Origin of the sequence: Angustibacter sp. Root456, from assembly GCF_001426435.1 — a bacterium.
Classification (GTDB): domain Bacteria; phylum Actinomycetota; class Actinomycetes; order Actinomycetales; family Angustibacteraceae; genus Angustibacter.
The window spans coordinates 113370-127855 of the sequence record NZ_LMER01000001.1; the positions used below are offsets into that span (position 1 = coordinate 113370).

Annotated in this window: 13 protein-coding genes; 2 read left to right on the forward strand and 11 right to left on the reverse strand. The window is 69.2% G+C overall.

Annotated features, from left to right (window positions below):
• Nucleotides 1-28: 28 nt before the first annotated feature.
• From ASD06_RS00610 to ASD06_RS00625, 4 genes are all read right to left on the reverse strand, one after another.
• On the reverse strand, nucleotides 29-1036 hold the full coding sequence (locus ASD06_RS00610) for an ABC transporter substrate-binding protein (RefSeq protein WP_162248018.1): 1008 nt from the start codon (nucleotides 1034-1036) through the stop codon (nucleotides 29-31).
• 73 nt (nucleotides 1037-1109) lie between these two features.
• Nucleotides 1110-1982: an ABC transporter permease gene (locus ASD06_RS00615; RefSeq protein ID WP_056671852.1), complete on the reverse strand. Its 873-nt coding sequence runs from the start codon at nucleotides 1980-1982 to the stop codon at nucleotides 1110-1112.
• On the reverse strand, nucleotides 1979-2824 hold the full coding sequence (locus ASD06_RS00620) for an ABC transporter ATP-binding protein (protein WP_200941767.1): 846 nt from the start codon (nucleotides 2822-2824) through the stop codon (nucleotides 1979-1981). The genes ASD06_RS00615 and ASD06_RS00620 overlap by 4 nt, the downstream gene beginning before the upstream one ends.
• Nucleotides 2821-3639: a FadR/GntR family transcriptional regulator gene (locus ASD06_RS00625; protein ID WP_056671855.1), complete on the reverse strand. Its 819-nt coding sequence runs from the start codon at nucleotides 3637-3639 to the stop codon at nucleotides 2821-2823. The genes ASD06_RS00620 and ASD06_RS00625 overlap by 4 nt, the downstream gene beginning before the upstream one ends.
• A gap of 103 nt (nucleotides 3640-3742) precedes the next feature.
• Here ASD06_RS00625 and ASD06_RS00630 point away from each other — a divergent pair, with 103 nt between their 5' ends.
• Both ASD06_RS00630 and ASD06_RS00635 read left to right on the forward strand, forming a co-directional pair.
• Complete coding sequence (locus ASD06_RS00630; RefSeq protein ID WP_056671858.1) at nucleotides 3743-5323, forward strand: amidase; 1581 nt, start codon at nucleotides 3743-3745, stop codon at nucleotides 5321-5323.
• Between the two features lie 17 nt (nucleotides 5324-5340).
• A complete protein-coding gene (locus ASD06_RS00635; protein ID WP_200941768.1) occupies nucleotides 5341-6015 on the forward strand; it encodes an aspartate/glutamate racemase family protein in 675 nt (224 codons plus the stop codon).
• Between the two features lie 61 nt (nucleotides 6016-6076).
• Here ASD06_RS00635 and cimA read toward each other — a convergent pair whose 3' ends face one another.
• From cimA to ASD06_RS00670, 7 genes are all read right to left on the reverse strand, one after another.
• Nucleotides 6077-7666 carry a citramalate synthase gene (cimA, locus tag ASD06_RS00640; RefSeq protein ID WP_056671864.1) on the reverse strand — a complete coding sequence of 530 codons (1590 nt, stop codon included), beginning with the start codon at nucleotides 7664-7666 and terminating at the stop codon, nucleotides 6077-6079.
• Nucleotides 7667-7859: 193 nt separating this feature from the next.
• Nucleotides 7860-8567 carry a gamma-glutamyl-gamma-aminobutyrate hydrolase family protein gene (locus ASD06_RS00645; RefSeq protein ID WP_056671867.1) on the reverse strand — a complete coding sequence of 236 codons (708 nt, stop codon included), beginning with the start codon at nucleotides 8565-8567 and terminating at the stop codon, nucleotides 7860-7862.
• Nucleotides 8564-9331, reverse strand: a complete 768-nt coding sequence (locus ASD06_RS00650) for a 3-oxoacyl-ACP reductase (protein WP_056671870.1) — start codon at nucleotides 9329-9331, stop codon at nucleotides 8564-8566. Before ASD06_RS00650 ends, ASD06_RS00645 begins: the two co-directional genes overlap by 4 nt.
• 12 nt (nucleotides 9332-9343) lie before the next feature.
• Nucleotides 9344-10735, reverse strand: a complete 1392-nt coding sequence (locus tag ASD06_RS00655; protein WP_056672862.1) for an aldehyde dehydrogenase — start codon at nucleotides 10733-10735, stop codon at nucleotides 9344-9346.
• Between the two features lie 2 nt (nucleotides 10736-10737).
• Entirely contained in the window at nucleotides 10738-12087 is a 1350-nt protein-coding gene (locus ASD06_RS00660) for a glutamine synthetase family protein (RefSeq protein WP_056671873.1), read from the reverse strand.
• Nucleotides 12088-12097: 10 nt separating this feature from the next.
• A complete protein-coding gene (locus tag ASD06_RS00665; RefSeq protein ID WP_082537628.1) occupies nucleotides 12098-12838 on the reverse strand; it encodes an FCD domain-containing protein in 741 nt (246 codons plus the stop codon).
• 32 nt (nucleotides 12839-12870) lie between these two features.
• Nucleotides 12871-14400, reverse strand: a complete 1530-nt coding sequence (locus ASD06_RS00670; protein ID WP_056671876.1) for an amino acid permease — start codon at nucleotides 14398-14400, stop codon at nucleotides 12871-12873.
• Between the last annotated feature and the right edge of the window lie 86 nt (nucleotides 14401-14486).

The following is a 14486-nucleotide window of genomic DNA, read 5'->3' on the forward strand; positions in this document are numbered from 1 at the left end:
GGTGCGAGGGGTACTGAACGGGCGCCGGTCACTTGGAGCAGGCGCCTGCCGCGATCTCCTGGGCGAAGGACGTGTCGACGTGCGCGGCGATCTCGTCGATGGAGGGCACTGTCTTGATGACGCCCTGGTCGTGAAGGAACTCCCCGGTCTTCAGCAGTGACTGCACCACGGCGCCGTTCTTGACGTCATCCGGGGTGCCCAGCGCCTTGGGAGTGAGCTCGTCGGCGGGAGCGATCAGCGGGTACGAGAGTCCCGTCGGCACTCCGAACTTGGGGTCCTGGCCGAGGAAGTCGGACGCCTTGGTGATGACGTCGTTCTTGTTGGCCCCCGTCATCAGGTCGTGGGCCGCCGCATCCGCGCACAGGTAGCCGCGAATCAGGTCGTGGTTCTGCTTCGCGAACGTCCGGTCGACGGTGACCATGTTCAGCGCGGGGAAGCCCATCCCCGCGATCTGGGCCGAGTCGACGACTTGCCGGCCACCCGCCGCCACCATCTCGGTGGTGAACGGCGCGTCGTTGAAACCCCCGGCGATCTTGCCGGTCTTGAACGCGGCGGTCATGGCCTGCCGGTCGAGGTTGATGAGGGTGACCTTGCCGGCCAGGCCGTTCAGCTTCAGCCAGCTCTGGAAGGAGAAGTCCTCCGAGGATCCTTGGAGGTACCCGAGCTTCTTGCCGGCCAGGTCCGCAGGACTCTTGATGTCCTTCTGGACGACCAAGGCGGCGTTGTCGAACGCCTCGACCCACACGACCGCAAGATCTGTCTTGATCGCGATCGCGCCGAGGATGGGCGGGTTGCCGGTCTGGGTGGTCAGGTTGTAGCTGCCCGACTTCAAACCCGCGAGCGTCGCCGGGCCACTCTGCACCTGAAGGAACCGCACCTTGCCCGGGATCTTCTTCTGCAAGGAGGGTTGCGTTGCGACGACCCCTGAGTAGTAGCCGTTGGAGAAATAGCTGACGAGCAGGTTGCCGCTACCCCCAGCCGCGCCCCCCGCGGTACTGCCTGCGGCGTTGCCGCAAGCGCTGGCCAGCAGCCCCACAGCAATCGCTGCCGTGACCCCTGCGGTGACTGTCCCTCTGTTCATGCTGAGCTCCTTCAGGGTGCGATCAGTCCTACTGCGCGGGGCGCGCAGCGGGGTCGATACGCGACTTCAGCAGGCGAAGCAGCGCATCGAGGGAGATACCGAGGACGGCGATGATGAGAACGCCGGCGAAGATGAGGTCGGTGCGCAGGAACTGTCCGGCCTGGATGATCAGGAACCCGAGTCCTGACGTGGCGGCCACGTACTCGGCCGCCACGATGCTGGTCCACGACACGCCCATCGCCAGACGCATGCCGGTGATGATCTGAGGCAGGGCTGCACGCACCTGGACGTACAGGACGGTCTGGAACTCCGACGCCCCCAGGCACCGGGCCGCGTTCAGCAGCTCCTCCCGAACGTCCAGGATGGCTGCGGCAGTCGAGACCGTGATGATCGGGATGACACCGATCGTGATCAGGACGATCTTCGGCGTCTCGTCCAAGCCGAACCACACCAGGAGCAGCGGGATGAATGCCAGCGGTGGAAGCGGCCGGGTCAGCTCGATGAACGGGTCGACGATCGAGCGGATGGGCCGAAGCGCTGCCATCAGACCGCCGAGCAGGACACCGATGGTCGTACCGATCCCGAAGCCGATGAGGATGCGGCGCAGACTGATGAAGATGTCGTACGAGAGGGACTTGCCCTGTGAGGGGTAGGGCTTGTTCCAGTACTCGACGAGTGCTTGGACGGTGGCCCAGGGCGTCGGGAGGAACACCGGGTCGCGCACCACCAGGGCCGCCACGAGGTGCCAGATGATCAGGGCTGCTATGACGCTGAGCACGGACAGGTAGCGCATTCTCGCCAGGCTCACCAGGCGCTGGCCTCCGCCCCAGCCCTTCGCGCCCGGCACGGTCGGCGGTGCGGCGCTGAGGTCGACGGGCGCGTTCTGGACGATGTCGCTCATGGGTGCACCAGTGCCTTCTCGAGCGTCTCTCGCAGCGCTCGGCGCGTGCGGATGAACTCGTCCGTCTCGACAGTTGCCTGGGTACGCGGGCGGGGGATGTCGACGCGCGAGATGTCGTGGATGCGCCCTGGGCGTGCGGACATGACACACACCCGGTCGGCGAGAAGGGATGCCTCTTCGACATCGTGGGTCACGAACAGGATCGTGGTCTTCTCCTGCTGCCACAGGTCCAGCAGGAAGTCCTGCATCGACACCCGAGTGATGGCGTCGAGAGCCGCGAACGGCTCGTCGAGGAGCAGGATGTCCGGCTTGTTGATCAAGGCGCGCGCGTACGCGACTCGGTGCCGCATTCCGCCGGAGAGCTGGTGGGGATAGTGGTCCTGGAACGCGCCCAGACCAACGCGCTCGAGCAGCTCAGAGGCACGCTGACGCGCCGTCCCCTTGTCGACACCGGTCATCTTCGGGCCGAACATCACGTTCTCACGCGTGGTCAGCCACGAGTACAAGGTGGGCTGCTGGAACAACACGCATCGATCGACACCGGGTCGCGTGACCACTCGCCCGTGGGACCGGACCGTTCCGGCGTCCGCCTTCATGAAGCCGGCCACGATGTTCAGCAACGTGGACTTGCCGCAGCCGGAGGGGCCCAACAGGCAGATGAACTCGCCCGCTTCGACCTGGAGGTCGACGTTGTCGAGCGCGAGGGTCCTCGCGCCGCCGTGCGAGAAGTGCTTGGTCACCCCACGGATGTCCAGAGCAAGTGACCTGGCGCCGTTCCCAGACAGGTCATGATCGATCGCGGGGCTCGGTTCGCCTGCACTTCGGGTGAAGAAGAGGTTCACGACTGCGGCCTTTCGTTGGCCCGGAGGTCCGAGGTCAGGTCGAACTTCGAGAAGCGCGCGTGGATGGTCGCCATCCGAGCTCGATCAGCGGTGGCGAGGGTGTCGTCATCGGCGAAGCGGTAGACGACTGAGAGAAGGTGCTCGCGGCTGGCTCTCATGGCCGACTCTGCATCGCCGGCGGCGATGTGCTCCCACACGGCTCGGTGCTCGCGCACCCAGCTGGCCAGCAGCTCCCCGTCCTGCCAGGCGGTGCTCCGCGCGTTCTGGAAGTAGGAGTCACTCGCTGCCTTCAACAGGCCGCGACATTCTCCGACGAGATAGGTGTTGCGGCAGGTCTCCACCAAGGCCGTGTGGACGCGCAGGTCCGTGTCGACGTCGATCTCCGGCGCCGAGACCGAGAGCGCCATCCCGTCGATGAGCTGACGGGCGAGGCGCAGAGCCGTGGGGTCTGGATCGCAGGCGCCCAACGCGATGGTCTGCGGCTCGAGCACGAGCCTGGCCTCGAGCAGCTGCAGATGGTCGACCGGCATCCGCCGTACGACGCGGCTCTCGCCTGGATTGCTCGGCGTGGCTGAGAGCACGATCGTGCCGCTACCGCGACGCGACTCGACGTACCCGGCGAACTGCAAGGCACTCAGCGCCTCACGCACCGACACGCGACTCGCACCGAACTCGCGGGCGAGCTCCACCTCCACCGGGAGCCGGCTTCCAGCCGGGTAGCTCCCCGCGCGGATCGCCTCCACCAACCGGCGAGCGATCGACATCGAGACGAGCTCAGGACGTCCCGGCTCGCTACTGCTTCCGCTCTGCGACATGGCGGCATCCTGGCGCCATGCAGATTAGCCTGTCAATAGAGGAAGGCACAGTTGACAGTCAAATTTTCCGGCGGGACACTGCTGACACAACGGGAGGAGGCGGATGCCGATGGCGCCCGAGGACAGGCGAGGCGTGGCGGACGCAGGCGCGTCCGAAACCGGCGTGAACGCCGAGCTTCGCGATCGGCTGACCCAGTCGCTCGACGCGCTCCACCTCGACCGTTCTCCTGACCTGACCCGCTCGAAAAGGTCCGAGCGGCGCGGGGTGGAGGTTCGAGACACCGACCTGCGCACCCCGGAGCACTCCGAGGTCCTCCAGCTGGCGCAGCTCTTGGCTGAGGGCGCATTCACCTGCGAGGAGCTCGTTCAGGACCTGCTCGATGCAGCCGGTCGGCTGAGCAGTCTGAACGTCTACGCCCAGCGCTTCGACGACCACGCTCTGGCGTGCGCGCGCGAGGCAGACGCACTGCGCCGCGCCGGGCGCACCCGAGGTGCCTTGCACGGCATCCCAGTAGCGGTCAAGGACGTCCTGTCCACCCGCGAGGCGCCGACCACCGCGAACTCACGCGTGGGCGCTGCGACCCTCCCGCCCGGCGACGCACCAGTCGTGCACCGGCTACGCGCGGCGGGAGCGGTCGTGTTGGGCAAGACGACGACCATGGAGCTCGCGTGCGGAATGCCGGATCGAGACGGGGGCGAAGCCGTCCCGCGCAACCCTTGGGAGCCGGACCACTGGACCGGAGGGTCGAGTTCCGGCTCGGCCAGTGGCGTGGCGGCGAGGTTGTTCCCGGCAGCGCTGGGCTCTGACACGGCCGGGAGCATCCGGACCCCAGCCGCACTGTGCGGCGTGACCGGGTTCAAGCCCACCCACGGCAAGGTGTCGACGGCCGGGTGCCTGATGCTGTCCCCGGACATGGACTGTGTCGGTCCCATCGCGCAGACAGCCATCGACTGCGCCGTGATCATGGAGGCCATCCTCGGACAGGCGCAGCCTCGCACCGGTGACACCGTCGGGCTGGTAGGCGTGCGCATCGCAGCTGAGCGGGAGCGATATGAGTCCCCCGACATCGACCCGGCGGTCCGTACGGCGTTCCGTGCCGCAATAGCGACGTTCGAGTCGCTTGGCGCAACGGTGGATGACGTCACCCTGCCCGGGTACGAAGCTCTGCGCGTCGCCTCGCGGGTCCTCTGGACCACCGAGGCATTCGCCACGTTCGGTGCAGCGCTCGATACGGTCCGACCCCCGACACGGCAGCTCTTGGAAGTCGGCGCCATGCACAGCGGGGCGGACTTCGCGCTGGCCCGGCGCGCGATCGCGTGGGGCCAGCAAGCGATGGCCCAGGCCCTGTCTCCCTACGCCGCGGTGCTCAGCCCCACGAGGACATGCCTGGCTCCGCTTCTGGAGGAGGCGACGATCGAGTGGCAGCTCAGCACGCATAATCACACCTCGATCTGGAACGTCTTGGGGTTCCCAGCTGTTTCGGTACCGATGGGGTTATCGGCCGACGGCCTCCCGATGGGGCTGCAGATCATCGGCGCCGCCGGAGCGGACCGCCAGACATTGGCTATTGCTGCTCACTATCAGAGCGTCACCGAGTGGCATCGGGCACGTCCGCCTCTGGCTGCACCGATCGGCAGGCACCTGCAGCGGCCGCGTGGCTCAGCACAGGTGGTGGCGTCATGACGGCCAGCAGGCTCGGCGTGCTCGCCGGTCTCGGCCCGTTGGCCGGCGCCCACTTCTACCGCCGGCTCATCGAACTGACACCCGCCCAGCAGGACGGTGATCACGTCTCGGTGGTGCTCGTTGCGGAGCCCGCCATCCCCAGTCGGCGGGACTTCCTCGCCGGCTGCGGCGTCTCACCGGTGCCCGCGTTGCAGCAAGCCGCCCGTGAGCTCGAGCAAGTGGGTTGCGACATCATCGTGATGCCGTCCACGACCACCCACGCGTTCTACGACGACGTCGCGTCCTCGGTCACGGTGCCCTTCCTGAACCTTCTGGTCGAGGTCACCAACGCGTTGGTGGCCGCACATGTGTCCAGGCCGGCCGTCATCGCCACCCGGGCCACCGTCCAGACGCAGATCTATGAGCCGCACTTCCTGAACCGGATCGAGCCCATCTACCCCCCGCCCGAGATCCAGGACCGCATCGAGTGCATGATCGACGCCGTCAAGGGCGGAGCAGATACTGAAGCACTGCGCGCCGACATGGACGACGTCGCCGCGGCCGGGTGGCTGGCCGATGCCGACGGCATCCTGCTTGCCTGCACGGAGACTCCGCTCATCGCTCCCACACGACCGGGCCCCAAGCTCATCAGCGCCACCGACGTCCTGGCCATGGCGGCTTTGCGAGCACTCGGGCGACAGACGGGCCGGTGAACCGCGGCTCCCCGTTGCGGGTCGGGCTGTGCGAGGGTGAGCGAGGCGACAGGAGCGTAGGTCAGCGGGGGTCGATGCCCTGGCGCATGAGGCCGTAGGAGATGGAGTCGACGAGCGCCTCCCACGAAGCTTCGACGATGTTGGCGGCGACGCCGACCGTCTCCCACGACGTCGCCCCGTCGCTGGTCTCGATGAGCACGCGAGTGACGGCGTCCGACCCGTGCGCGGCGTCGAGGATGCGGACGCGGAAGTCGATCAGCTGCAGCCGCATCAGCTCGGGGTACGCGCTTGAGAGCGCCTCCCGCAGCGCGTGGTCGAGCGCGTTCACCGGGCCGTTGCCCTCGCCCGTGGCGACGACCCGGCGCCCACCAGCCACGACCTTCACCGTGGCCTCCGACGTCGCCGTCTCCTCGCCCCGCGCGTCGGTGATGACGCGCCAGCTCTCGACGTCGAAGTAGTGCGGCCGCGCACCTTCGACCTCCTCGCGCAGGATCAGCTCGAACGACGCGTCGGCGGCGTCGAAGGTGTAGCCGCGAGCCTCGAGGGCCTTCACCCGGTCGGTGACGCGCGCGAGCAGGTCGTCGCGACCCGACAGGTCGTACCCGAGCTCGCGCCCCTTGAGCTCGATCGAGGCTCGGCCGGCCATCTCGGACACGAGCGTGCGCATGTCGTTGCCGACGGCCACCGGGTCGGTGTGCTGGTAGAGGTCGGGGTCGATGCGCAGCGCGCTGGCGTGCAGGCCGGCCTTGTGCGCGAACGCACTCGCGCCGACGTAGGGCTGGCGCGAGTACGGCACCACGTTGGTGATCTCGCTGACGGCGTGGGCGATCCGGGTCGCCTCCCGCAGCCGCACCGGGTCGAGCACCTCGCGTCCTTGCTTGATGACCAGGTTGGCGACGACGGTGACCAGGTCGGCGTTGCCGGTGCGCTCGCCGTACCCGTTGAGCGTGCCCTGCACATGCGTCGCCCCGGCCTCGACGGCGGCCAGCGTGTTGGCCACCGCGCACCCGGTGTCGTTGTGGCAGTGGATGCCCAGCCGCGCGCCCGTGGTGCCGATCACCTCGTGGACGACGTCCGCGACCTGGGGCGGCAGCATCCCCCCGTTGGTGTCGCAGAGCGTCACCACCTCGGCGCCGGCTTCGGCTGCGACGCGCACGACCTCGACGGCGTACTTGGGGTCGTCGAGGAAGCCGTCGAAGAAGTGCTCGGCGTCCAGAACGACGCGCCGCCCTTCACGCACGAGCAGGTCGACGGTGTCGCGCACCATGTCGAGGTTCTCGGCAGGCGTGGTGCGCAGCGCCAGGTCGACGTGGCGCGAGTGGCTCTTGGCCACGAGCGTCACGACGGGAGCCTGAGACTCCAGCAGGGCCACGACCTGAGGATCGGCAGCGGCCGTGGTGCCCGGACGGCGGGTCGCGCCGAACGCGGCGAGCACGGCATTGCGCAGGGTCAGCTGCTGTGCGGCGAGGGCGAAGAACTCGGTGTCCTTGGGGATCGCCCCCGGCCACCCGCCCTCGATGAAGCCGACCCCCAGGTCGTCCAGGTGCTGGGCGATGGCGAGCTTGTCGTGCACGGAGAGCGCCAGGCCCTCCTGCTGGGCGCCGTCGCGCAACGTCGTGTCGTAGACGTGGAAGTCGCTGCTGTGCGTCACGGTCGTCCTGCCCTCTCGCCTCGCGTGGTGCGTGCCGGTCCATCAAGTCTGACAACGAAAAAGACCCCCCGAGCACGGGAGGTCTGGCGCGTCGTCGGACCCAGCGGTCCGTCGGCGCGCCTCACGTAATGATCCACCTGGTGTACATAGCGCGCTCACCATCGCACCGATCTCACGTAATGGCTACGCCGTCTCACGATGCGGCCATCACGAGTGCGTCGAACAGCCGCAGATCGGTGCCCACCTCCGGGTGCCACTGCACCCCGATCCGGAACCGCGCAGCCGGCATCTCGATCGCCTCCACCACCCCGTCGTCGGCCCACGCCGTGGCGGCGTAGCCGGGATGGCTGATCACGCCCTGGTGGTGGTAGGTCGGGACGTCGACCCGCTCCCCCAGCACCTCGCGCAACCGCGACCCGTCAGCGGTGCGGACGCCGTGCGAGGCGTACTCACCCGGGGCCGGGCAGTGGCCGGCGTGCCCGACGACGTCCGGCAGGTGCTGCTCCAGGGCGCCGCCGGCGGCCACGGCCATGACCTGCATGCCACGGCACACGCCGAGCAGCGGCAGGTCCGCCGCCACCGCCGCCTGCACGAGTGCGAGCTCGAGGTCGTCGCGGTCGCGACGCGGCGGCTGCAGCACCGCGTGCGGCTGCTCGCCGTACCGGACCGGGTCGACGTCGGCGCCGCCGGCCACCACCAGGGCGTCCAGCCGACCCACCAGGTCGGCGATCTCCTCCGCCGACGGGTCGCGCTCAGGAGGCAGCAGGACGACACGGGCACCGGCCGCACGCAGGGCGTCGACGTACGCCTGCGGCACCAGAGCCGCTTGCACCTCGCGCCACACCCCCCACGACGCCGGCTCGTTGTAGGTCGTGACGCCGACCAGCGGGCGCGGTCTCACAGCGGCGTGACGTACGCGCCGCTGATGCCGCCGTCCACGAGGAACTGCGACGCCGTGATGAAGCTCGAGTCGTCACTGGCGAGGAACGCCACCGCGGCGGCGATCTCGTCGGGCTCGGCGAACCGCCCGAGCGGCACGTGCACCAGCCGTCGGGCCGCGCGCTCGGGGTCGGCCGCGAAGAGCTCCTGAAGCAGCGGGGTGTTCACCGGCCCGGGGCACAGCGCGTTGACCCGCACCCCCTGGCGCGCGAACTGCACCCCGAGCTCACGCGACATGGCGAGGACTCCACCCTTGCTGGCGGTGTAGGAGATCTGGGAGGTCGCGGCGCCCATGACCGCGACGAACGACGCCGTGTTGATGATCGAGCCCTTCCCCTGCTCGAGCATGTACGGCAGCGCGGCCTTGCAGCACAGGTAGACGCTCGTGAGGTTGACCTCTTGCACCCGCCGCCAGGCCTCGATGCCCGTCTCGAGGATCGAGTCGTCGTCCGGCGGGGAGATGCCCGCGTTGTTGAAGGCGACGTCGACGCTGCCGAGCTGGTCCTTGGCGGTGCGGAACATCGCCTCGACCTGCTCGGCGTCGGTGACGTCGCAGTGGACGTACAGTCCACCGACCTCGGCGGCCACCTGCGGACCGCGCGCGTCGTCGACGTCCCCCACCACGACGCGGCCGCCCTCGCTCGCGAACCGGCGTACGGTCGCCAGCCCGATGCCGCTGCACCCGCCCGTGACGACGCACACGCGGTCGTCCAGCCGACCTGACATCGCGATCCCCTCTCAGTCGCCCGTGGCGATGTAGACGTTCTTGACCTCGGTGAACGAGTCCAGCGCGTCCGGGCCGAGCTCGCGCCCGAGCCCGGACTGCTTGAACCCGCCGAACGGCGTCGAGTAACGCACCGACGAGTGCGAGTTCACCGACAGGTTGCCGGCCTCCACCCCGCGCGAGACGCGCAGCGCGCGCCCGACGTCGCGGGTCCAGATCGAGCCCGACAGACCGTACGCCGTGTCGTTCGCCATCGCGATCGCCTCGGCCTCGTCGTCGAAGGGCAGCACCGCCACGACCGGGCCGAACACCTCCTCGCGCCAGACCGGGTCGGCCACCGAGCGCGGCCGGACGACGGTGGGCGGGTACCAGAAGCCCGCGCCCTCGGGGGCGCTGCCGCGGAACAGGACGTCGACCGGCTGCTCGGCGTCCTCGACGAAGGACCGCACCGTCCGCCGCTGGCCGTCACTGATGAGCGGTCCCATCTCGGCGTCATCGGCCCCTGGGTCACCGACCCGCACCTTCTGCACGGCCGACTCCAAGAGCTCGAGGAACCGGTCGTGCACACTGCGCTGCACCAGGATCCGGCTGCGCGCGCAGCAGTCCTGACCCGCGTTGTCGAACACCGCGTACGGCGCGGTCGCGGCGGCGCGCTCGAGGTCGCTGTCGGCGAAGACGATGTTGGCGCTCTTGCCGCCGAGCTCGAGCGTGACCCGCTTGACCTGGTCAGCGGCGCCACGCATGATCCGCTGCCCGACCGCGGTCGAGCCGGTGAAGCAGATCTTGCGCACCAGTGGGTGGGTGACGAACCGCTCCCCGACCACGGAGCCGCGGCCCGGCACCACCGAGAGCAGGTGCTCGGGCAAGCCGGCCTCGACCGCCAGCCGCCCGAGCATCATCGCGGTGAGCGGCGTGAGCTCCGCCGGCTTCAGCACCACGGCGTTGCCGGCAGCGAGGGCGGGCGCGAACCCCCACCCGGCGATCGGCATCGGGAAGTTCCACGGCACGATGACACCGACGACGCCCAGCGGTTCCTTGAACGTGACGTCGATGCCGTCGGCGACGGGGATCTGCCGACCGAACAGCCGCTCGGGCGCGGCGGAGTAGTACGCCAGCACGTCGCGGACGTTGCCGGCCTCCCAGCGCGCGTTGCCGATGGTGTGACCGGCCCCGCGCACCTCCAGACGGGCCAGATCCTCGATGTGGCTGTCGACGACGTCGGCGAACCGCCGCAGCAGACGCCCCCGGTCTGCAGGCGCGAGCCGCGCCCACTGCCGTTGCGCTGCGGCGGCGCGCTCGATCGCCCGGTCGGTCTGCTCGACATCGGCGAGCTCGACCGTGTCGACGACCTGCTCGGTCGAGGGATCGATGACGTCGTGGGTGCGGGGGTCGTCGCCGTGGCTCACGCTCACAGTCTCTCGAACCCCCTGAACCGCTCCCAGTCGGTCACCGCCGACTCGAACGCCGCCAGCTCGACGTCCGCCGCGTTGACGTAGTGGTCGACCACGGCGTCACCGAACGCCTCGCGGGCCAGTGCCGAGGCAGCGAAGAGGTCGCGCGCTGCTCGCAGGTTGCCGGGAACGCGTGGCTTGCCCGCCGTGTAGGCGTTGCCGGTGCACGGCGGTTCGAGCTCGAGCCGCTGCTCGATGCCGTGCAAACCTCCGGCCAGCATCGCGGCGAGCCCCAGGTAGGGGTTGAGGTCACCGCCCGGCAGGCGGTTCTCCAGCCGCAGTCCCGCACCGTGCCCCACGACGCGCAGCGCGCATGTCCGGTTGTCGCGCCCCCAGGCCACGGCCGTCGGGGCGAACGAGCCCTCGGCGAACCGCTTGTAGGAGTTGATGTTCGGTGCGTACAGCAGCGTCAGCTCGCTCAGCGAAGCCAGCACTCCCGCGACGAAGTGCTCGAACAGCGGCGTGGCACCGGAGCCCTCGTCGAACACGATGGCGCCATCGCTGCCCCGCAGGCTCATGTGGATGTGGCACGAGTTGCCCTCCCGCGCGTCGAACTTCGCCATGAAGGTGAGGGACTTGCCGTGCAGAGCCGCAATCTCCTTGGCGCCGTTCTTGTACACGCTGTGCTGGTCGGCCGTGCGCACCACCTCGTCGAACAGGAACGCGATCTCGTGCTGGCCGAGGTTGCACTCCCCCTTGGCCGACTCGACGGTGAGCCCGGCCGCGTCCATGCCGTTGCGGATGTCGCGGAGCAGCGGCTCGACCCGCGTGCCCCCGAGGATCGAGTAGTCGACGTTGTACCGGTTGGCCGGCGTCAGACCGCGGTAGGCGTTGTCCCAGGCGCTCTCGTAGGTGTCGTCGAAGACGATGAACTCGAGCTCGGTGCCGGCGAAGGCCGTGAAGCCCAGCTCGGCCGCACGGTCGGCCTGACGCTTGAGCACCTGTCGGGGTGACTGCTCCACCTCACCGCCGTCGATCCACCTGAGGTCGCACTGCACCATGGCCGAGCCGGGCAGCCACGGGGTCAGCCGCAGCGTCGACAGGTCGAGGACGAACTCCATGTCGCCGTACCCGGTGTTCCACGAGCTGATCGCGTACCCGTCGACGGTGTTCATGTCGACGTCGACGGCCATGAGGTAGTTGCAGCCCTCCGTGCCGTGCTCGAGCACGCGGTCGAGGAAGAACCGCGCGTGGATCCGCTTGCCCTGCAGACGTCCCTGCATGTCGGTGAAGGCCACGACCACCGTGTCGACGCTGCCGTCGTCGATCATCCGGCGCAGGTCGTCGAGGCTCAGGGGGCTCGTCATCGCGCTCCTCTCAGGCGATCAGCCCGCGCAGCAGCGCGGACGTCGCGTCGCAGTGCTCCTGCATGGACAGGCTCGCGCCGTCCGGGTCGCCGCCGAGCACGGCGTCGACCACGGCCCGGTGCTGCTCGTTCGAGTGCCCGATGTTCGGCGCGAGGACCGGGATGGCGCCGAGCATGTCGTGCAGCATCCCCTGCACCTGGGTGACGGCCGAGACCAGGAGGTCCGAGCCGGACAGGGTCGCGATGGCCAGGTGCAGCCGGGAGTCCGCCTGCCGGTGGTGAGCCACGTCCCCGGCGCGCTCGACCTCCTGGCGGCACGCGACGAGCCAGGAGCGCTGCTCGGCGCTGAGCTGCCGTGACGCCGCCAGCGCCGCCGCCCCCGGCTCGACGACCCGACGGAAGTCGAGCGCGTCGCGCATCTGCTCCGGCGTCATGGCCAGGTCCCGACCGGACGCCTCCCCCTGCGCGGGGGCACGGTAGGTGACCACCGTGCCCCCACCGCGCCCGCGCCGGGTCTGCACCATTCCGGCCTCGCGCAGGGCGGCGATCGCCTCGCGCAGCGTCGTGCGGCTGACCCCGAGGGTCTCGGCGAGCTCGCGCTCGGGGGGCAGCTGCTGACCCGCGACGAACACGCCGAGCCGCACGCTGGTGGCCAGCTGCTCCACCGTGGCCTCGAACGCGTTGCCGTCGCGCACCGGCCGCAGGACGGCCTGCGGCAGCCGGTGAGCCGACGGTTCGGCGTCCTTCGTCACGACGACCTCTGGCACGGCGTTCTCCCTGGTGCTCACGCGCCGAAGATCTCCGACGGCGCCTTGGTGTCGTGGCCGGCCGGCACGTCACGCAGGAAGTGCTTGCGTCCACCGATGAACCACGTGACCGTCGCGAAGACGATGACGAGCGCCACCGCGACCGGCGCGTAGTTGAACGATGCGTCACCCCAGGTGCCCGGCGAGTACGCCGGCAGCATGAACAGGACGACGATGAACGCCACCCACACGACCGCGATCCACCCGATGAGCGGGCTCCAGCGACCCAGGTTCCATGGGCCCGGCGCGAAGGTGGGGTTGAGCCGGCGCAGCAGCACCGGCACGACGTAGGCGATGTAGAGCCCGATGACCGCGATCGAGGTGACGGCGCCGTAGGCGACGATGCTCTTGAGCGCCGGCGACGCCAGGATCAGCGAGCAGACGACGCACAGCCAGATCGAGTTGGTCGGAGTGCCCGTGCGCGGGTTGACCTTCGACCACCACCGCGAGCCCGGCAACGCGTTGTCTCGGCTGAACGCGAACGACATGCGGGAGTTCGCGGTCACCGACGCCATGCCGCAGAAGAACTGCGCGACGGCGCAGATGAGCAGCAGGAACTCGCCCGTGGTCTGGCCGGCCGCGTCGATGAAGATCTGCGCCGGCGGCAGGCCGGTCGGGCTCTGGCGCTGAGCCGCGTAGTCCTGGATCGAGGCGGTGACCGCGATCAGGAGCACCCAGCCTGCGAGGATCGAGACCCACACGCTGCGCACGATGCCCTTAGGCGCCTCGCGGGCGGCGCTGATGGTCTCCTCCGCCACGTGCGCAGAGGCGTCGTACCCCGTGTAGGTGTACTGCGCCATGAGCAGGCCGATGAGGAACGCGTAGATGCCACTGGTCCAGCCGGTGTTGTTGCGGAACTCGGTGAACGTCCACGACAAAGACTGGTGCTGGTCAGGGACGACCGCGAGCACGACCACGATGACCAGGACCCCGACGAGGTGCCACCAGGCGCTCACGTCGGAGAGCACCTTGACCAGGTTGACCCCGAAGGTGTTGAGCAGGCCGTGCAGCAGCAGGATCACTGCGTAGGCGACGAACGTCGAGGTGGTCGTGACCTCCAGGCCGAACACCAGGTTGAGCAGTGCCATCCAGGTGATGGCCGCGCCGAAGTCGATGGCCGCGGTGACGGCCACCTCACCCAGGAAGTTGAACCAGCCGACGTACCACGCCCAGACCCGGTTGCCCCGCCGGGCGAGCCGTCCGGCCCACCAGTAGAGCCCTCCGGCCGTCGGGTACGCGGAGCACACCTCCGCCATCGCGAGCGCGACGCACAGCACGAACACGCCAACGAGCGGCCAGCCGAGCGTGATGGCCATCGGGCCACCCGCGTCCATGGCCAGGTAGTAGGTGGTGATGCACCCTGCGAGGATCGAGATGATCGAGAACGACACGGCGAAGTTGGAGAAGCCGGTCATCCCTCGATGGAGCTCCTGCTTGTAGCCCAGCGCGGCGAGGGCCCGCGCGTCGTCGTCCAGGTCGTCGTGGTCGAGCACGTTCTCTGCAGCCATGGCCCATCCTGGTGAACGGGGACCGGACCAGACATGTACCGGTCGCTAGGGCACGTGATCATGCTCCGTGCTCACCCGAACCGTCA

Bases quoted from the DNA above. Each gene is read 5' to 3' on its own strand.
- ASD06_RS00630 (WP_056671858.1), top strand. From the start codon at position 3,743: ATGCCGATGGCGCCCGAGGACAGGCGAGGCGTGGCGGACGCAGGCGCG.
- ASD06_RS00615 (WP_056671852.1), bottom strand. From the start codon at position 1,982: ATGAGCGACATCGTCCAGAACGCGCCCGTCGACCTCAGCGCCGCACCG.
- ASD06_RS00625 (WP_056671855.1), bottom strand. From the start codon at position 3,639: ATGTCGCAGAGCGGAAGCAGTAGCGAGCCGGGACGTCCTGAGCTCGTC.
- ASD06_RS00670 (WP_056671876.1), bottom strand. From the start codon at position 14,400: ATGGCTGCAGAGAACGTGCTCGACCACGACGACCTGGACGACGACGCG.
- ASD06_RS00660 (WP_056671873.1), bottom strand. From the start codon at position 12,087: ATGACGAGCCCCCTGAGCCTCGACGACCTGCGCCGGATGATCGACGAC.
- ASD06_RS00650 (WP_056671870.1), bottom strand. From the start codon at position 9,331: ATGTCAGGTCGGCTGGACGACCGCGTGTGCGTCGTCACGGGCGGGTGC.